Raw genomic sequence first — 17,766 nt, forward strand, 5'->3', positions numbered from 1 at the left:
AACCAGCCCGCCAAATGGCGGGCTGGGCGTCATGCGCCTATCTGCCCCGGTACGGGTTGCAACAGCCACAGGTGGCGCAGCCCGGCCAGCTGGTCATCCAGCGTTGAAGCCGCCCCGGTGCGCCGCGCGGCCTGGTCCTGGTCGAGCAGCTTTTCAAGCATGTTCAGCAAGTCGCGTGATCGATCCGCCGAAGCGCGGTTGGTGTCATCCGTTTTCAGTACCCCGTCCTGATAGGTGCGCACACGCTCTTGCTGGCTGGCCTCCTGGGACGTGCTGGCTTCCACCAGCGAGTTGTTGGCGAATGCCAGGCGAGTGGTGCTGCGCGCAACGTCCTCCACTTCGTGATAGCGGTAGTTCTGCGATTTGCTGTCACGGCTCAGTTTCAAGTCCACCAGCGGGTTGAGGCCTTTGTGCCAAGCCGCCTTCAGGCTGGCTTGCTGGTCCTGCTGCACCGACAGGTTGGCGGCATTGCCTTTGCTGCTCGTTGACTGCGAAACCTTGTAGTCGAAATGGTCCGCTTCCTCTGGCCGCATTGGGTTGGGCTTCTGCATGGCCTGGGTGATCGACGCATCGAAGTCGGCCAGGCCACTCAGCAGCAAGCGGCTGGCCTTGTTCTGCGCCGTGTCATGGTTGGCTGGGCGAGAACTGGTGTCGTCCACGCTGTTGAGCTGGCTGAAGGCATCCTTGAACAGCGTCATCATCTGTTCGTCGCCCTGGCCGCGCTTTTGAGCGGCATCGAACTGGTTCAGGTAATTGGCCACCGCAGCCTGGCGCTGTGCCTGGCTGCCCAGCAGGGTGCCGCCGTGGGTGTCGAAGTTCATCTTCACTTCACCGCTTGCACCTTGCAGCTTCAGGCTGCGGGTGTGTTCGTCCAGTTGCAGGTCAAAGGTCTGCTGGGTGCCGCTGGCGGTGTCCAGCTTGGCGTTCATCTGCAAGCCTGTGAACAGGTTGGGGTCGAGCTTGACCAGCGCGCCCAGCTGCAGTTGGGGGGGCTCCCGGGTCAGCCCATTGAGCGCGGACTGGAAGCTGTCCGCCAACCCTGCCAGGCCTTTGAGTTCTTCGCTGGTCAAGGTGCCGCCTTGAACGTCGGCGTCCACTGCCAGGCCTTTGTCGCTGCTGTACAGCCCAAGGGAAATGGTGGCGCCCGATGCACTGGTGAGCTGGAAGGTCACGCTGTTGGTCGCATGCTCGCGCAGCCTGGCCTGCTGCATGCCCAGCAGCAACGGCTCGGTTGCCGTGCTGTCGTTGACCGCCAGCCCCGACTGGGAAATCCGCTGGCCGCCGTTGGCCGCCAATTGTTCCAGAAGGGCGGCGCCTAGCCCCTGGAAGCGTGAAGCCGTGGAAGATGACTGGACTGCGCTGTGCATGTACATGCTGAGCTTGTCGAGGCCCTTCTGCTCCCACACGTATTGGCCCTGTGCCTCTTGCAGCGTGCCTTTGGCGCTGTAGGTCTGGGCGTCGACATTGCTGGCCTGCTGGCCGAGGCTGACCACGGTGCTGGGCCTTACGGTCAATGCCTGGGAAGGGGGGGAGCTGCTGACCTGCGGAGCCCGAGGGGCGATCTGAACGACCGGCGTCAGGCGTACCGCGGAGGTAATGGTGGTCATAGCCAGCATCCTTACTGATCATCGAGGGTAAACCTTGATATCGGCAGGCCAGCAATAAACCTGAGTGCGGAAACAAAACCCCATGGCCCACCGAAGGGGCGGGCCATGTGGGAGGACGATCAGCGGCGGCGGAACAGCGGCAGCGGTTCGTCGGTGGCGGCCTGGTAGGTCACCGAGAAGTCTTTCAGGCTTTGCAGCGCGTCTTCCGGGTCCTTGTCGGCTCGGATGGCGAAGGCATCGAAACCGCAGCGGGCCATGAAGAACAGCTGGTCACGCAGCACGTCGCCAATGGCGCGCAGCTCGCCCTTGAACTTGTAGCGGTCACGCAGCAGGCGCGCGTTGGAGTAGTTGCGCCCGTCGGTGAAGGCCGGGAAGTTCAGGGCGATGACCTGGAAGTGCTGCACGTCATCACCGATTTCTTCGGCCTGCTCGTCGCTGTCCAGCCACACGCCCAGGCCGCCGTCGCGGGCCTTGAGTACATGGGCGTGGTCGCGCCACAGCTGCAGCGGGACGATGTAGTCGTCGCAGTTGGTCAGTTCGTCGAGGGTGGTTTCCTTGGGCAGCAGGTGCCAGGTTTCGTCGACGATCTGATGGTTCTTAATGATTCGCTGCATAGACGCGTTCCTTGAAGGGGTCGATGCCGATACGCTGGTAGGTGTCGATGAAACGCTCTTCCTCGGTACGTTGCTCGACGTACACGGCGATCAGCTTCTCGATCACATCGGCCATGTCATCCTGGGCGAAGGACGGGCCGAGGATCTTGCCCAGGCTCGCGTCACGCGCGGCATTGCCGCCCAGCGACACCTGGTAGAACTCTTCGCCCTTCTTGTCCACGCCGAGGATGCCGATGTGGCCGACGTGGTGGTGGCCGCAGGCGTTCATGCAGCCGGAGATGTTCAGGTCGATTTCGCCGATGTCGAACAGGTAATCCAGGTCGTCGAAGCGGCGCTGGATGGATTCGGCGATCGGGATCGACTTGGCGTTGGCCAGCGAGCAGTAGTCACCGCCCGGGCAGCAGATGATGTCGGTCAACAGACCGATGTTCGGCGTGGCGAAGCCACCTTCGCGCAGTTCCAGCCACAGGGCGTGCAACTGGCGCTGCTCGACGTCGGCGAGGATGATGTTCTGCTCGTGCGAGGTGCGCAGGAAGCCGAAGCTGTAGCGCTCGGCAAGGTCTGCCACGGCGTCGAGCTGCTTGTCGGTCAGGTCGCCGGGGGCAACGCCGGTTGGCTTGAGCGACAGGGTCACGGCCACATAGCCAGGGCGCTTGTGGGCGCGGGTGTTGCGCGAGCGCCAGCGGGCGAAACCTGGGTTCTCGGCGTCCTGGGCACTGTAGTCGACGTTGTCGAGGGCCAGGTACTCCGGGTCGACGAAGTGGCGCGACACGCGCTGTACTTCGTCTTCGGTCAGGGTGGTGCTGCCGCCACGCAGGTGGGCCATTTCGGCCTCGACCTTCTCGGCGAACACTTCCGGGGTCAGCGCCTTGACCAGGATCTTGATCCGCGCCTTGTACTTGTTGTCACGGCGACCGTAACGGTTGTACACACGCAGGATGGCGTCCAGGTAGCTGATCAGGTCCTGCCACGGCAGGAACTCGTTGATGAACGAGCCAACTACCGGGGTACGGCCCAAGCCGCCACCGACCAGCACGCGGAAGCCCAACTCGCCCGCGGCGTTGCGCACCGGCTCCAGGCCGATGTCGTGCACTTCGATGGCCGCGCGGTCTTCTTTCGAGCCGTTGATGGCGATCTTGAACTTGCGCGGCAGGTAGGCGAATTCCGGGTGGAAGGTGGTCCACTGGCGGACGATCTCGCACCACGGGCGTGGGTCGATGATCTCGTCTGCAGCAACGCCGGCGAACTGGTCGGTGGTGGTGTTGCGCAGGCAGTTGCCGCTGGTCTGGATCGCGTGCATCTGCACGGTGGCCAGCTCGGCGAGGATGTCCGGAATGTCTTCCAGTGCCGGCCAGTTGTACTGCACGTTCTGGCGGGTGGAAATGTGGGCGTAGCCCTTGTCGTAGTCGCGAGCGATCTTGGCCAGAGTGCGGACCTGGCGGGCGTTCAGCTGGCCATAAGGCACGGCGACGCGCAGCATCGGCGCGAAACGTTGGATATAAAGGCCGTTCTGCAGGCGCAGAGGGCGGAATTCTTCTTCGCTCAGCTCACCGGCCAGGTAGCGGCGGGTCTGATCACGGAACTGCTTGACGCGGTCCTCGATGATCCGCTGATCGTACTCGTCGTATACGTACATAAAAGTCCTGTCTCAGGCTGCATGCAGCTATTCGCGCGCACGGCCGCGCACTCCGGTTCGGAGCCGAGGAACGATATCAGGTTGGGGTTATGCGCTAAAGTGATGTTTTTGCATATGAAAAGAACCAAACGAACTAACTGAGACTGACTGGCATTTGTTCGTGAATGCTTCTCGCGCGTTTATACTCACACGTTTGTTCCAGGGGTTGACCGCATGCTCAAGGCGCTTTGCCAAAGCTTGTGCCTGAGCTTGCCTTTGGCAGCCACGGCCCAGGCCGCTTCGGTGGTGTTCCTCAACCCCGGCCAATCCACTGAAAGCTTCTGGGTCAATTATTCTCGCTTCATGCAGGCGGCCGCAGACGACCTGGGCATGACCCTGCGGGTGGAGTATGGCGAGCGCAATGCCGAACGGGCGCTGACCCAGGCGCGGGCGATTCTGAAAGGCCCGCAACGGCCCGACTACCTGGTGCTGGTCAACGAGCAGTACGTGGCGCCTGAAATCATCCGCTTGTCCCAAGGCACCGGGGTCAAACTGTTCCTGGTCAACAACGGTCTTACCGCAGGCCAGACCGAAAGCATCGAGGCCCAGCCGGGCAAGTATGGCCAGCTGCTGGGCACCCTGACGGGCAATGACGAACAGGCGGGCTATCAGATGCTGCATCAGATGGTCGCCTTGCTGCCGCGCAGCGACGAATTCATCGACCTGGTGGCATTTTCCGGCGTCAAGACCACGCCGGCCTCGCAGCTACGCGAGCAGGGCATGCGCCGTGCTTTGGCCGACTTCCCCCGAGTACGCTTGCGCCAAGTGGTGTACGGCGGCTGGAATCGGCAGCGTGCCTACGAGCAGGCGCAACAGTTGCTGCAGCGCTACCCGGACACCAAGTTGGTGTGGTCGGCCAATGACGAAATGGCCTTTGGTGCCATGCAGGCATTCGAAGCCGCGGGCCGCAAGCCGGGGCGCGACGTGGTGTTCAGTGCGGTCAACAGCTCGCCCGAAGCGCTGCGTGCACGCATCAGTGGGCGGCTGGGGGTGCTCATGGGCGGGCATTTCAGTCTCGGCGGCTGGGCCATGGTCATGCTGCATGACGACGCGCAGGGCCTGCCGGTGAACCGAGATGGGCGCGACGAACATGTGTCGCCGGTGTTGCAGTCGATCGACCCGGTCAAGGCCAGGCGTTGGCTCAAGCTGCTGGAAAAGGACGACTACGGAGTCGATTTTCAGGGCTACAGTGCCGAAGGGCGGCCTGCTGGCTACCAGTACTCTTTTCTTACGTCACCCGTCGACTATTGAAAGACCCTACTTGAGCAAAGGGCATGGCTCGTCTTAACTGCTGGTGGTGAAGTGCATTCCCATAACCACTACAAGAGGCAATGCAATGGGAAACTCAACCAAGGTCCGCAAAGCTGACAGCAGTGTCGATGCCTGGGCGATCCTCTGCCTGATCGTTCTGGTAGTGGTCACCGCCGTGTATTGGGTCAGCCACCAGTAGCACCTTGTTTTCAGACCGTGATGCAACCTGAGCCGCCCGCGGATGGGAATTCCGCGGGCGGGTTGCGTTCTAGCGGGCGGTAATGTGCAAGGCCAGCTGTACCAGCCCGATCAGCACCAGAATGAACACCAGGGTGAACAGTGTGCCCAGCGCGATGAAATGGCTGGCTTTGCCGTGGGTAAAGTCACGCGCGCGGTTCTTGCCGCTCTGCACGCCGAAGGCGGCGGCGAGAATGCTGTGTAGCATCTGCCAGAAGGTGGGGGGCTTGCCTTGGCTGGAATCGTCCATGGGGGCTCCTGAGGAAATCAGAGGCAATCAGGGACAGTGTAGGTGAATGTACCGGCCCTATCGCCGGCTAGCCGGCTCCCACAGTGGCCTGCACTGTACCTGCGGGAGCCGGCTTGCCGGCGATAGGGCCGAAGCCGCCTTAGTTGTCGTACCCGAGGTTCGGCGCCAACCAGCGCTCGCTGACGCTCACATCCTGCCCCTTGCGCGCGCTGTAGCTGTCGATCTGGTCCTTGTCCACCTTGCCAACGGCAAAGTACTGCGCCTGTGGGTGGGCAAAGTACCAGCCGCTGACCGCCGCCGCCGGGAACATCGCGAAGTGTTCGGTGAGGAACACGCCGCTAGGGCCGGTTTCGCCGATCGCGCTGCCATCAAGCAAGCGGAACAGCGTTTCCTTCTCGGTGTGGTCCGGGCAGGCCGGGTAGCCCGGGGCAGGGCGGATCCCGCTGTACTGCTCCTTGATCAGCGCTTCGTTGTCCAGATGCTCGTCACGGGCGTAGCCCCAGTGCTCTTTACGCACCTGTTCGTGCAGCCATTCGGCGCAGGCTTCGGCCAGTCGGTCAGCCAGGGCCTTGACCATGATCGAACTGTAGTCGTCGCCCTTGTCCTGGTAGGCCTTGGCCACTTCCTCGGCACCGATGCCGGCGGTGGTGATGAAGCCGCCCACATAGTCGGTCACGCCGCTGCCTTTGGGTGCGACGAAGTCGGCGAGGGAGAAGTTCGGCTTGCCGTCGGGCTTGATGGTCTGTTGGCGCAGGTGGTGCAGGGTGGCCAGGGGCTGGCCATCGTCGCCGTATACTTCGATGTCGTCGTCAGCCACCTGGTTGGCTGGCCAGAAGCCAAACACCGCACGGGCGCTGATCAGCTGCTCGTCGATCAGCTTGTCGAGCATCTCGCGGGCGTCCTTGTACAGCGCCGTGGCTGCCTCGCCGACCACTTCGTCGGTGAGGATGCGCGGGAACTTGCCGGCCAGGTCCCAGGAGATGAAGAACGGGGTCCAGTCGATGTACTCGGCCAGGGTGCGCAGGTCGATGTTCTCCAGCACCTTGACGCCGGTGAAGGAGGGCACTGCCGGCTGGTAGCCGGCCCAGTCGTATTTCGGCTTGGTCGCCACCGCCTGGGCATAGCTCAGGCGCTCGGTGCGGGCGCTGCGGTTGGCGGTGCGCTCGCGGACTTCGATGTAGTCCTGGCGGGTTTTCTCGACGAAGCCTGGCTTGAGCTCCTTGGACAGCAACTGGGTCGCCACGCCCACCGCACGCGAGGCGTCGGTGACGTAGATGACCGCGTCATTGCTGTACTTGGGTTCGATCTTGACCGCCGTGTGCGCCTTGGAGGTGGTGGCGCCGCCGATCATCAGCGGCAGGTTGAAGCCCTGGCGCTGCATCTCGCGGGCAACGTGCACCATTTCGTCCAGCGACGGCGTGATCAGGCCGGACAGGCCGATGATGTCGCACTTCTCGTCGCGGGCGGTCTGCAGGATCTTCTCGGCCGGCACCATCACACCGAGGTCGACGATGTCGTAACCATTGCAGCCCAGCACCACGCCGACGATGTTCTTGCCGATGTCATGCACGTCGCCCTTGACCGTGGCCATGAGGATCTTGCCCTTGGCTTCGGGCTTGTCGCCTTTCTCCGCTTCGATGAAGGGGATCAGGTGAGCGACCGCCTGCTTCATCACGCGGGCGGATTTCACCACCTGCGGCAGGAACATCTTGCCGGCGCCGAACAGGTCGCCTACCACGTTCATGCCGCTCATCAGCGGGCCTTCGATGACCTCGATGGGGCGTGCGCATTGCTGGCGGCACTCTTCGGTGTCCTCGACGATGTGCGCGGTGATGCCCTTGACCAGGGCATGCTCAAGGCGCTTGTCGACCGGCAACGAGCGCCAGGCCTCGTTCTCGACTTCCTTGGTGGCACCGCCGCCTTTGTAGTCGTCGGCGATGGCCAGCAGGGCGTCGGTGCCTTCCGGGGTGCGGTTGAGCACCACGTCTTCGACCCTCTCGCGCAGCTCGGCCGGGATCTCGTCGTAGATCTCCAGCTGGCCGGCGTTGACGATGCCCATGGTCAGGCCGTTGCGGATGGCATGGTAGAGGAACACCGAGTGGATCGCTTCGCGCACCGGGTTGTTGCCACGGAACGAGAACGACACGTTGGACACACCGCCCGAACTCAGCGCGTGAGGCAGGTGGTCACGGATGTAGGCACAGGCCTCGATGAAGTCGACGGCGTAGTTGTTGTGCTCTTCGATGCCGGTGGCGACGGCGAAGATGTTCGGGTCGAAGATGATGTCTTCCGGCGGGAAGCCCACTTCGTTGACCAGAATGTCATAGCTGCGCTGGCAGATTTCCTTCTTGCGCGCAGCGGTGTCGGCCTGGCCGACCTCGTCGAAGGCCATCACCACCACGGCGGCGCCGTAGCGCTTGCACAGGCGAGCATGGTGCTTGAACTGCTCGACGCCTTCCTTCATGGAGATGGAGTTGACGATGCCCTTGCCCTGGATGCACTTGAGGCCCGCTTCGATCACTTCCCACTTGGAGGAGTCGATCATGATCGGTACCCGGGAGATGTCCGGCTCGCCAGCGATCATGTTGAGGAAACGAACCATGGCCGCCTGGGAGTCGAGCATCCCTTCGTCCATGTTGATGTCGATCACCTGGGCACCGGCCTCGACCTGCTGCAGGGCGACTTCCAGGGCCTCGGTGTAGTTCTCTTCACGGATCAGTCGGGCGAACTTGGCGGAGCCGGTGATGTTGGTGCGTTCACCTACGTTGACGAACAGCGACTGGCGGTCGATGGTGAACGGCTCCAGGCCCGACAGGCGGCAGGCCTTGGCGATTTCCGGAATCTCGCGCGGTTTGTACTTGGCCACGGCTTCGGCGATGGCCTGGATGTGGCCCGGGGTGGTGCCGCAGCAGCCGCCGATGATGTTGAGGAAGCCACTGGCGGCGAACTCTTCGACCACCGCGGCCATTTCTGCCGGGGTTTCGTCGTACTCGCCGAAGGCGTTCGGCAGGCCGGCGTTGGGGTGGGCCGAGACGTGGGTGTCGGCCTTGGTCGACAGCTCCTCGAGGTAGGGGCGCAGGTCCTTGGCGCCCAGGGCGCAGTTCAGGCCCACGGAAATCGGCTTGGCGTGGCGCACCGAGTTCCAGAACGCTTCGGTGGTCTGGCCCGACAGGGTGCGGCCGGAGGCGTCGGTGATGGTGCCGGAGATCATGATCGGCAGTTCGATGCCGTCATCCTCGAACACCTGCTGCACGGCGAAGATCGCCGCCTTGGCGTTGAGGGTGTCGAAGATGGTTTCGATCAGGATCAGGTCGGCGCCGCCCTCGATCAGGCCACGGGTGGCTTCGATGTAGTTGGTCACCAGCTCGTCGAAGGTGACGTTGCGGTAGCCGGGGTCGTTGACATCCGGGGAGATCGAGCAGGTGCGGCTGGTCGGGCCGAGCACGCCGGCCACGAAGCGCGGCTTGTCGGGGGTTTCCAGGGTCTTGGCATCGGCCACCTGGCGGGCGACGCGCGCACCCTCGACGTTCAGCTCGTAGACCAGCGACTCCATGCCGTAGTCGGCTTGGGAAATCTGCGTGGCGTTGAAGGTGTTGGTTTCGAGGATGTCGGCACCGGCATCGAGGTAGGCCTTCTCGATGGCGGCGATCACGTCCGGGCGGCTGAGCAGCAGCAGGTCGTTGTTGCCCTTGACGTCGCTTGGCCAATCGGCGAAACGCGTGCCACGATAGTCGTGTTCCTCGAGGCGATAGCTTTGGATCATAGTACCCATGCCGCCGTCGAGGATCAGGATGCGCTCTTTGAGTGCGTTCTGGAGTGCTTGGAGACGAGCGCTGCGGTCGGACATAGGAACTACCTGGTCGGGCAAATATCAGAAGGTGCGGAATCATAACAAAGCTGCGCGGTTTTTAGGCGCATCGGCCATTTGCATGAATTCTGCTCATGTTGAGGCACAAGCACCCAAGGACGACCAGGCAATCGTGATGGCTTTCAAGAACCAGGACTTACGGCACATGGTGCATCGCCTTATGGCTGCCGCCCTCGCTTTGCTGACCAGCAGCATGGCGTTCGGGCAGGCCCCCCAATCGAGCCCGGCAATTTCCTACACCCGGGATATTCAGCCGATTTTCACCGAGAAGTGCGTGGCCTGCCACGCCTGCAACGACGCCGCCTGCCAGCTCAAGCTGGAAAGCCCCGAAGGGGCCGTGCGGGGCGCCACCAAGGTACCGGTGTACCAGGGCGACCGGAGCAAGGCGGTGCCCACCACGCGGCTGTTCTACGACGCCCACAGCGAAGAGCAATGGCGCAAGAAGGGCTTCTATTCGGTGCTCGACAACCAGGGCAGCCAGGCCGCACTGATGGCGCGCATGCTCGAGTTGGGGCACAAGACCCCACTCACCCCCAATGCCAAGTTGCCCGAGGAAATCGTCCTGGGCCTGAACCGTAACAACATGTGCCCCCTGCCTCAGGAGTTCGACGCCTATGCCGGCGCTCACCCCAAAGAGGGCATGCCGCTGGCGGTGACCGGCCTCACCGACAAGGAATACGACACCATGCGCCACTGGCTGGCAGCCGGTGCGCCGGTGGAGTACCAGCCGATCAAGCCCAGCGAGGTGGAAGCGAAGCAGATTGCCGAGTGGGAAGAGCTGCTCAACCGCCCGGGCTCGACCGAAGCCCTGGTCGGCCGCTGGTTGTACGAGCACCTGTTCCTGGCGCACATCTACTTCGTCGGCGGCGAGCAGGGCCATTTCTTCCAGTGGGTGCGTTCGCGCACGCCGAGCGGCCAGCCGGTCGACCTGATCGCCACCCGCCGCCCCAACGACCCACCGGGCACCGATTTCTACTATCGGCTGATTCCGGTGCAGGGCGTGATCGTGCACAAGACCCACATCACGTACCCCATGGGGCCGCAGAAGCTCAAGCGCGTGAAGCAGCTGTTCTACGCCGGCGATTGGCATGCCACGGCGCTGCCGGGCTATGGCCCGCGCCACCGGGCCAACCCGTTCGAGACCTTCGAGGCGATCCCGGCGGTGGCGCGTTACCAGTTCATGCTCGACAACGCCGAGTACTTCGTGCGCACCTTCATCCGTGGCCCGGTGTGCCGCGGGCAGATCGCCACCGACGTGATCCGCGACAACTTCTGGGCGCTGTTCCAGGAGCCGGCCCATGACCGTTACATCACCGATGCCAAGTACCGTGGCGAGGCCACGCCGTTGCTGGCCATGCCAGGCCAGATCGATGACGTGGGCAGTGTGCTGTCGTTGTGGCACGCCTACCGAGACAAGCGTAACGACTATGAAAAGCTGCGCCGCGAAGCCTATGCCGAAATGCCGGCACCAGGCTGGTCGACGTTGTGGGCGGGCAACGACAATGCCTTGTTGAGCATCTTCCGCCACTTCGACAGTGCGTCGGTGACCAAGGGCCTGATCGGTGACGTACCGCTGACGGTGTGGCTGTTCGACTACCCGCTGTTCGAGCGCACCTACTACCAACTGGCGGTCAACTTCGACGTGTTCGGCAACGTTTCGCACCAGCTGCAGACGCGGCTGTACTTCGACCTGATCCGCAACGGCGCCGAGGTCAACTTCCTGCGTCTGATGCCGGCGGACCAGCGGGGTGCGATCCTCAGCAACTGGTACCAGAACAGTGGCAAGGTGAAGATGTGGCTTGACTACGAAGACATCGACACCGACACCCCGAGCGGCATCAAGCTAGACCCGCGCGACCCCAAGCGTGACTTCGGCCTCAAACTGTTGCAGCGCACCGGCAGCCTGAACGCCGCGCCTGACCCGATCAACCGGTGCCAGGGCGCGTACTGCTCGCGGCCGCAGATGTCGGAAGAGTTCCGCAATGCCGAGCAGTCGCTCAGCCGCCTGGTGTCGCGCCCAGCAGCGGGCCTGAAGGTGATCGACCAGTTGCCCGAGGCGACCATGCTGCGCATCGAAGGCGAGGGCGGCCAGCGCCAGGTCTACAGCCTGCTGCGCAACCGCGCGCACAGTAACGTGGCCTTCCTGCTCGGTGAGGCCTCACGCTATCAGCCGGGGCTGGATACCCTGACCTTGTACCCGGGCGTGCTCAGCAGCTACCCGAACTTCATCTTCAACATCCCGACCAAGGATGTAGCGGAGTTCGTCGAGGACATGGAGTACGCGCGTGATGACGCCGCCAAGTTCGAACGTATCGTCATGCGTTGGGGCGTGCGCCGCAGCCATCCGCAGTTCTGGCGTTACTTCCATGACCTGAACACGTACATCAAGGAGACCACGCCGGTGGAGGCGGGCGTGCTGGACATGAACCGCTACGAGAACCTCTGATCGGGTCGGCTGACCTTTCCGAAGGCACTGCGGTCGGAAACGGTGGGTGGTCCAAACGCCGGCAAGCCGACTCCCACAGGGCAGATATTGCACCTGATCTTCGTGGGAGCCGGCTTGCCGGCGATCGAGCGCGATGCGCTCGCCGGGCCTCAATGCACCGGCAATCGCAGGGTATTTCATGCTGTATTCGCTTCAGGCACTGCGGGCGTTCGCCGCCTGGGTGGTGGTCTGCCACCACTTCATGCAGATTTTCTTCGACTTTCATGCCACCGGCCCTGTCGGCCAGTTCCTCACCGATCGCGGTGCTGCAGGCGTCGACATCTTCTTCGTCATCAGCGGCCTGGTGATCTACCTGTCGACCCGCGACAAGGCCATCGAACCGCGCCAGTTCCTGCTCAACCGCGCCTTGCGCATCGTCCCTGCCTACTGGTTCTACACCGCACTGATGGCAGCGCTGCTGCTGGCCTTCAGCCAATGGATGCCGCATCAGGAATTCGCCTGGCGCCACCTGCTGTTGTCGCTGCTGTTCATCCCGGCGGAAAACCCGGGGGGTTACGGCCTGTACCCGACCCTGAACGTGGGCTGGACGCTGAACTTCGAGATGTTCTTCTACCTGCTGTTCGGCCTGGCATTCCTGGTTCGCCAGCGCCATCACCTGTTGCTGGTGACGGCTGCCTTGCTGCTGGTCAGCGAAGTGCTGGGCCGCCTTGGCGTGCTCAGCCGCTTCTACAACAACGACATCATCTACGAGTTCCTGCTCGGCATCGGCCTGGGCGTGCTGTACCGCCGCGGCCTGATACGCGAGGGCTTGTGGCTGCCGTTGGCGGTGCTGGGCGTTGCGGGCTACGCGCTGTATCACCTCGACGCCTCCCAGCGCCTGCTGCACTGGGGCCTGCCCAGCGCAATGGTGGTGCTGGCATTCGTCGCCCTGGAGCCGTACTTCCAGGGCAACCGGGTGCTCAAGGCGCTGGGCGACTGCTCGTACTCGGTGTACCTGGTACACGTGCTGGTGCTGTATGCCGGCTGGTTCGCCAGCCAGCGCCTGCACCTGAACCCCTACCTGGTGTTCGCCCTCTGCGTGCCGTCCATTGGACTAATGTCGTGGTTCAGCTACCAATGGCTGGAGCGCGGCCTGTACCGCCGGATGCAGGCCTGGCTGGCGGCGCCACGGGGGCAGACCCCAGCATTGGCGCTATCCCGAGTCAAATACTAGGACTTTGTTCAAGGGCCAGGTTGGCGTACACTTGGCCGCAAGTCTGTGAGGAACTTCCATGAGCGCTATAACCATTACTGACGCCGCCCATGATTACCTGGCCGATCTGCTTTCCAAGCAGAACACGCCTGGCATCGGCATTCGCATTTTCATCACCCAGCCGGGCACCCAGTACGCCGAAACCTGCATCGCCTACTGCAAGCCGGGCGAAGAGAAGCCCGACGACGAGCCAGTCGGCCTGAAGAGCTTCACCGCCTACCTCGATGCGGTCAGCGTGCCGTTCCTGGAAGACGCGCTGGTCGACTATGCCACCGACCGCATGGGTGGCCAGCTGACCATCAAGGCACCTAACGCCAAGGTGCCGATGGTCAACGAAGACAGCCCGATCAACGAGCGCATCAACTACTACCTGCAAACCGAGATCAACCCGGGCCTGGCCAGCCACGGCGGCCAGGTGAGCCTGGTCGACGTGGTCGACGACGGCATCGCGGTGCTGCAGTTCGGCGGTGGTTGCCAGGGCTGCGGCCAGGCCGACGTTACCCTGAAGGAAGGCATCGAGCGCACCCTGCTCGAGCGCATTCCCGAGCTCAAGGGCGTGCGTGACGTGACCGACCACAGTCAGAAAGAAAACGCCTACTACTGATAGGGTTTCTGGTGGTCTCTAGCAACAAACTGTTACGGTTTCAACCCCTGCGACAACAGGCCGCAGCCCATGTTTAAAGGGCTGCGGGCCATCTCAGCCTTGGTCGGGTAGAACCCCTCGGGGTGTCATGCAAGAATGCCCCGGTTTTTCGGCAGGCCCGCTTCTGGGGCCGGCACCTTCCCTGTAAAGGATGGTTTCATGAATGATCTGTTGACCCGGCGCGCCGTAGTCGCCGGGATGGGCGTTCTCGGGCTCGGCCTGCTGGCCGGCTGCAGCCCGGCCCGGGGGCTTGATTTCAAGTACGGCAAGAACATGAGCAACGAGATCCTCGGGCGCAAGTTCCGCCTCAAGGACCCTCAGGGCAACGAGCGTACCCTGTCGAGCTTCTACGGCAGCATGCCGATGATCTTCTTCGGATTCACCCAGTGTCCGGCGGTCTGCCCGACGACCCTGGCGCGTGCTGCGCAAATCCGCAAGTTGCTCAGGGGCCGCGACCGCGATCTGTTCCAAGTGGTGTTCATTACCCTGGACCCGGAACGCGATACCCCCGAAGTGCTCGATGCCTACGTCAAGGCCTTCGACCCGACGTTCACCGCGCTCACCGGCACCCCCGAGGAAATCGCCGAGGTGGCCAAGGAGTTCAAGGTCTTCTACGAGAAGGTCCCGGCCGGTGACACCTATACCATTTCCCATTCGTCCACCAGCTACGTCTACGACACGCGTGGCACCCTGCGCCTGAGCCTGGGCCATTCCCTGAACGCCCAGGAATGTGCCGAAGACCTGCGCACCCTGATGGAGATCTGCTGAATGTCGATGCAACCAATCAAGCGCGGCCTGGCCATTCTGGCACTGATGGGCCTGACCCTCCCGGCCCTGGCCCAGACCACCGTGAGCGATGCCTGGGTGCGTGCCAGCGTGCCGCACCAGCAGTCCACCGGTGCCTTCATGACGTTGACCGCCAGCAGCGATAGCAAGCTGGTCGGCGTGGCGTCGCCCGTGGCCAAGACCGTGCAAGTGCACGAGATGACCATGAACGGTGATGTGATGGGCATGAAAGAAGTGAAAGCCGTCGAGCTGCCGGCCGGCAAACCGGTGAGCCTGGACCCGAACGGTTTCCACGTGATGCTGATGGGCCTGACCCAGCAGGTGAAGGAAGGCGAGAAAGTGCCGCTGACCCTGACCATCGAAGATGCCAAGGGCGCGAAGGAAACACTGGACGTGCAGGCAGATGTGAAAGCCCTGACCGCCGAGGCCGGCGGGCATGACCACATGCATATGAACCACTGATTCAACTGATGCACCGGGGGCCGCTGCGCGCCCCTATCGCTGGCAAGCCAGCTCCCACAGGTACAGCACTGCTCTTAAGTCTTGTGCTGTATGTGTGGGAGCTGGCTTGCCAGCGATAGGGGCACACAGCGGCCCCTGTTCATTCTTCAGCTACGAAACCGTGGCAAAGGCCTGTCGAGTGTCAGCGACGTCAGGGTCTTTCGAACCTGGGCCTCATCGGCCTCCAGCGCCTTGAGGCTGGCGCGGATCTTGCCGGCGGCGGGCACATCGCCCTGCCGGTCGATCCAGTCGGCAATCTCCTTGCAGGCACTGCTCAGGCAGGCTTGGCGCTGAGTCATCAGCGACAGGAGGGTGGTGAGCTCTCTTTCGGACATGGCAGGATCCTCCGTTTAGCCCTGTGAGTGTAGCAGAGGATTGGCCGGCCTCTGCTGGCTTTGCCATGACGCATTTAAGGCGTGCTCTCAACGCGTAGAAACAACTCGTTACTTATAAACAGCATGTTTAAAGTTTCTGACATTGCGTTGACTTTGGATGATGCTCGGCAGCTGAAATTAAATCGTTGTAGCGCCTGATTGAACGGTATGGCAGTCGAAGTATAGAGAGGAATTGTGCGTGGGAATATTCCTGCGCACTGGCCTGTGCCTGCGGCCAGTATCCGGGTTTTTAGAATTTGGGCATTGAGCAAAACCTGAAAATCGTCCTAGATTGATAGTGCCCGCAGCAACCAAGGGCGATTTCAATAATCTGAAAGGAGTTCTCTTATGAAATCTGCAATCGAACTGTTCCGCACCGATGTAACGGGCGTTACTACCCAAGGTGTGTGCATGTGGTAAGCAAGGGGGCGGCCTAGTGCCGCCCCTCTCTACCTCTTGAAAGGAGCATGGTTTATGGATGATCGTGGCTACCACACCCTTTGGGATATAACAGGTGCCAGCGCAAAGTTGCTGACCAGCGATAAGACATTGCATCGCTTTTTTCTGACTGTATTTCAGGCGTCCGGGTTCACCGTCATCAGCGATATGATCCACAAGTTTTCTTCAGGTGGGGAGGGTGTGACGGGGATCTTTCTATTGTCGGAGTCGCACCTTTCATACCATACCTACCCCGAGCGTGGGTATATCAGTATCGATGTCTATACCTGCGGCAAAGGCAACCACTCGATCAATGAACGGATTGCAGCGTTTTTTGGTGAGGACGTCCAGGTCAACAGAAGGACGCTGTTGCGCGGCAGTGTGGTGACTGGCTTGTCGGGGGGGCGATATGCGACTGCTCGATAAAGGCCTGGTAAAGTTCGATTATCAATTTCCGCTTTATAATTTCTTCTTTCCGGCTCAGACGCACAACTGCTATGCGCCCGACAAAAGCCAGTTTTCAGAAATCATGGCCGGCGCCAATCAATCGGCACGTTCGCGCGCGTTGTATTTTCATGTGCCCTTTTGCGAAGCCATTTGTTCGTTCTGCCCTTTCACGCGGGGGCTGTACAAGAGTGCCGACGACATTGACCGATATACGCAGGCGCTGATCCGGGAGATCGAATACAAGGCGCAGATGATCGATTTGAAAGCGGTACCCGTCAGGGCGATATTTTTTGGCGGCGGCACCCCTTCGCTGTTGTCGCCGCGAAATATCCAGGACATTGGCGAGGCATTGCATCGTCACTTCGACATGAGCGAAGTGAAGGAGTTTTCATTCGAATTCAATGTCACCAGTGTCACCGAAGCGCGTGCGCGCGCGCTGGCCGATATCGGGGTGACCCATGCGCGCTTTGGGCTGCAAACGGTAGACAGCGAATGGCGCCAACTATTCAACCTCGACCCCGACATTGGCAAGATCGAGCGTGCCGTTGAACAGTTGCGCGCCCATTTCGGCCATGTGCTGTGTGACATTCTCTATGGCATGAATGGCAGCAACGAACATCAGACACTCGCCGACATCGACAAGGCCGTCGCCATGGGTGTCAGCAATGTCGATATCTACCCCATCAACAATGCCGCCACCTCCGTCAAATTGCACAAGCAGATCAGGGCACGCTCCACGGAGGTAATGCCCGCCATGCCAAGCTCAACATGAAGTTCATGCTCGATGAGCACCTGCGCCAATATGGTTATGTGCCGTACAACGGCCATGGCTATGTGCACAGGCCCGGAAACGGCGGTGAACTGTTCAGCGATGATTACGCGTTCATCTACCACGAACATGTCTACGGCTATGCCGATCACGACCTATTGGGCTTTGGCGTGGGGGCTATCTCTTCGGTGGCAGGGCACGTCATTACCAATGTTTCCCTGCGTGAAAAATATACCCAACGCATGACGGCAGGCGAGCACCTGTGCCAGGTCAGCCGGCACGACCCGGTGCTGGATGTGGTCAAGCCCCTTGTACTGCGCCTGGCCTACCACGGTTCGGTCGACAAGCGGTTGGTCGAGCTGGCCCGTGTGCCCAAGGCGCTGATGCAGCGACTCGATGCATTGGTCCAGTCCGGCCTGGTGGTGGAGGACAACCATTACTACCGGTTGACCCGGCTTGGTTGGCTTTGGTACAGCAACATCATGTTCTACCTGATGCCTGCAAGTGAACAGGACATTCTCCGAAAGCTGGTGTTCGAACGGCTCGATGTCCCTGGGCGGGACATCACGGAGCATGAATTGATTTATGCCGCTGGCTGAGGAAAGCAT

The 17,766-nt window shown here is 61.8% G+C and carries 15 protein-coding genes; 9 read left to right on the forward strand and 6 right to left on the reverse strand.

Annotated elements, in window-relative coordinates; all coding sequences use genetic code 11:
* Positions 1–29: 29 nt before the first annotated feature.
* The 3 genes from KU43P_RS10115 to KU43P_RS10125 form a co-directional block, all read right to left on the reverse strand.
* Positions 30–1,607 carry a hypothetical protein gene (locus KU43P_RS10115; RefSeq protein ID WP_317662742.1) on the reverse strand — a complete coding sequence of 526 codons (1,578 nt, stop codon included), beginning with the start codon at positions 1,605–1,607 and terminating at the stop codon, positions 30–32.
* A gap of 119 nt (positions 1,608–1,726) precedes the next feature.
* Positions 1,727–2,221, reverse strand: coding sequence for a DUF934 domain-containing protein (locus KU43P_RS10120; RefSeq protein ID WP_317662745.1), 495 nt, complete (start codon positions 2,219–2,221; stop codon positions 1,727–1,729).
* Positions 2,205–3,857, reverse strand: a complete 1,653-nt coding sequence (locus KU43P_RS10125) for a nitrite/sulfite reductase (protein WP_317662746.1) — start codon at positions 3,855–3,857, stop codon at positions 2,205–2,207. The genes KU43P_RS10120 and KU43P_RS10125 overlap by 17 nt, the downstream gene beginning before the upstream one ends.
* 213 nt (positions 3,858–4,070) lie before the next feature.
* Between KU43P_RS10125 and KU43P_RS10130 the strand changes: the two genes are divergently transcribed.
* Positions 4,071–5,147 carry an ABC transporter substrate-binding protein gene (locus KU43P_RS10130; protein WP_317662748.1) on the forward strand — a complete coding sequence of 359 codons (1,077 nt, stop codon included), beginning with the start codon at positions 4,071–4,073 and terminating at the stop codon, positions 5,145–5,147.
* 268 nt (positions 5,148–5,415) lie between these two features.
* Here KU43P_RS10130 and KU43P_RS10135 read toward each other — a convergent pair whose 3' ends face one another.
* Together KU43P_RS10135 and metH are read right to left on the reverse strand one after the other, a co-directional pair.
* Complete coding sequence (locus KU43P_RS10135; RefSeq protein WP_317662750.1) at positions 5,416–5,634, reverse strand: DUF2970 domain-containing protein; 219 nt, start codon at positions 5,632–5,634, stop codon at positions 5,416–5,418.
* Positions 5,635–5,773: 139 nt separating this feature from the next.
* Positions 5,774–9,481: a methionine synthase gene (metH, locus tag KU43P_RS10140; protein ID WP_317662752.1), complete on the reverse strand. Its 3,708-nt coding sequence runs from the start codon at positions 9,479–9,481 to the stop codon at positions 5,774–5,776.
* Between the two features lie 166 nt (positions 9,482–9,647).
* Here metH and KU43P_RS10145 point away from each other — a divergent pair, with 166 nt between their 5' ends.
* The 5 genes from KU43P_RS10145 to KU43P_RS10165 all read left to right on the forward strand — a co-directional run bounded on the left by KU43P_RS10145 (position 9,648) and on the right by KU43P_RS10165 (position 15,091).
* On the forward strand, positions 9,648–11,948 hold the full coding sequence (locus KU43P_RS10145; protein WP_317662753.1) for a fatty acid cis/trans isomerase: 2,301 nt from the start codon (positions 9,648–9,650) through the stop codon (positions 11,946–11,948).
* Between the two features lie 178 nt (positions 11,949–12,126).
* Complete coding sequence (locus KU43P_RS10150; protein ID WP_317662755.1) at positions 12,127–13,161, forward strand: acyltransferase; 1,035 nt, start codon at positions 12,127–12,129, stop codon at positions 13,159–13,161.
* Between the two features lie 58 nt (positions 13,162–13,219).
* Positions 13,220–13,804, forward strand: a complete 585-nt coding sequence (gene nfuA, locus KU43P_RS10155; RefSeq protein ID WP_016393607.1) for a Fe-S biogenesis protein NfuA — start codon at positions 13,220–13,222, stop codon at positions 13,802–13,804.
* 198 nt (positions 13,805–14,002) lie between these two features.
* Entirely contained in the window at positions 14,003–14,611 is a 609-nt protein-coding gene (locus KU43P_RS10160; protein WP_317662757.1) for an SCO family protein, read from the forward strand.
* Positions 14,612–15,091: a copper chaperone PCu(A)C gene (locus KU43P_RS10165; protein WP_317662759.1), complete on the forward strand. Its 480-nt coding sequence runs from the start codon at positions 14,612–14,614 to the stop codon at positions 15,089–15,091.
* Between the two features lie 146 nt (positions 15,092–15,237).
* Here the strand turns inward: KU43P_RS10165 and KU43P_RS10170 are convergent, their stop codons facing one another.
* Complete coding sequence (locus tag KU43P_RS10170; RefSeq protein WP_016393610.1) at positions 15,238–15,465, reverse strand: hypothetical protein; 228 nt, start codon at positions 15,463–15,465, stop codon at positions 15,238–15,240.
* A 513-nt stretch (positions 15,466–15,978) separates the two neighbouring features.
* Between KU43P_RS10170 and speD the strand changes: the two genes are divergently transcribed.
* Genes speD through KU43P_RS10185 form a run of 3 tightly spaced genes read left to right on the forward strand, consistent with a single transcriptional unit; the run spans position 15,979 to position 17,757 of the window.
* Entirely contained in the window at positions 15,979–16,368 is a 390-nt protein-coding gene (speD, locus tag KU43P_RS10175) for an adenosylmethionine decarboxylase (RefSeq protein WP_317662761.1), read from the forward strand.
* Positions 16,352–17,161 (forward strand): radical SAM protein, encoded by an 810-nt coding sequence (locus KU43P_RS10180; RefSeq protein ID WP_317662763.1) that lies wholly within the window; start codon positions 16,352–16,354, stop codon positions 17,159–17,161. Before speD ends, KU43P_RS10180 begins: the two co-directional genes overlap by 17 nt.
* Entirely contained in the window at positions 17,158–17,757 is a 600-nt protein-coding gene (locus KU43P_RS10185) for a hypothetical protein (protein ID WP_317662764.1), read from the forward strand. The genes KU43P_RS10180 and KU43P_RS10185 overlap by 4 nt, the downstream gene beginning before the upstream one ends.
* The last annotated feature ends 9 nt before the right edge of the window (positions 17,758–17,766 follow it).

Origin of the sequence: Pseudomonas sp. KU43P (genome assembly GCF_033095865.1) — a bacterium.
GTDB lineage: Bacteria > Pseudomonadota > Gammaproteobacteria > Pseudomonadales > Pseudomonadaceae > Aquipseudomonas.

Excerpts from the sequence above, each read along its gene's own strand:
- KU43P_RS10115 (WP_317662742.1), bottom strand. The coding sequence starts at position 1,607 with ATGACCACCATTACCTCCGCGGTACGCCTGACGCCGGTCGTTCAGATC.
- KU43P_RS10120 (WP_317662745.1), bottom strand. The coding sequence starts at position 2,221 with ATGCAGCGAATCATTAAGAACCATCAGATCGTCGACGAAACCTGGCAC.
- KU43P_RS10125 (WP_317662746.1), bottom strand. The coding sequence starts at position 3,857 with ATGTACGTATACGACGAGTACGATCAGCGGATCATCGAGGACCGCGTC.
- KU43P_RS10130 (WP_317662748.1), top strand. The coding sequence starts at position 4,071 with ATGCTCAAGGCGCTTTGCCAAAGCTTGTGCCTGAGCTTGCCTTTGGCA.
- KU43P_RS10135 (WP_317662750.1), bottom strand. The coding sequence starts at position 5,634 with ATGGACGATTCCAGCCAAGGCAAGCCCCCCACCTTCTGGCAGATGCTA.
- metH (WP_317662752.1), bottom strand. The coding sequence starts at position 9,481 with ATGTCCGACCGCAGCGCTCGTCTCCAAGCACTCCAGAACGCACTCAAA.
- KU43P_RS10145 (WP_317662753.1), top strand. The coding sequence starts at position 9,648 with ATGGTGCATCGCCTTATGGCTGCCGCCCTCGCTTTGCTGACCAGCAGC.
- KU43P_RS10150 (WP_317662755.1), top strand. The coding sequence starts at position 12,127 with ATGCTGTATTCGCTTCAGGCACTGCGGGCGTTCGCCGCCTGGGTGGTG.
- nfuA (WP_016393607.1), top strand. The coding sequence starts at position 13,220 with ATGAGCGCTATAACCATTACTGACGCCGCCCATGATTACCTGGCCGAT.
- KU43P_RS10160 (WP_317662757.1), top strand. The coding sequence starts at position 14,003 with ATGAATGATCTGTTGACCCGGCGCGCCGTAGTCGCCGGGATGGGCGTT.
- KU43P_RS10165 (WP_317662759.1), top strand. The coding sequence starts at position 14,612 with ATGTCGATGCAACCAATCAAGCGCGGCCTGGCCATTCTGGCACTGATG.
- KU43P_RS10170 (WP_016393610.1), bottom strand. The coding sequence starts at position 15,465 with ATGTCCGAAAGAGAGCTCACCACCCTCCTGTCGCTGATGACTCAGCGC.
- speD (WP_317662761.1), top strand. The coding sequence starts at position 15,979 with ATGGATGATCGTGGCTACCACACCCTTTGGGATATAACAGGTGCCAGC.
- KU43P_RS10180 (WP_317662763.1), top strand. The coding sequence starts at position 16,352 with ATGCGACTGCTCGATAAAGGCCTGGTAAAGTTCGATTATCAATTTCCG.
- KU43P_RS10185 (WP_317662764.1), top strand. The coding sequence starts at position 17,158 with ATGAAGTTCATGCTCGATGAGCACCTGCGCCAATATGGTTATGTGCCG.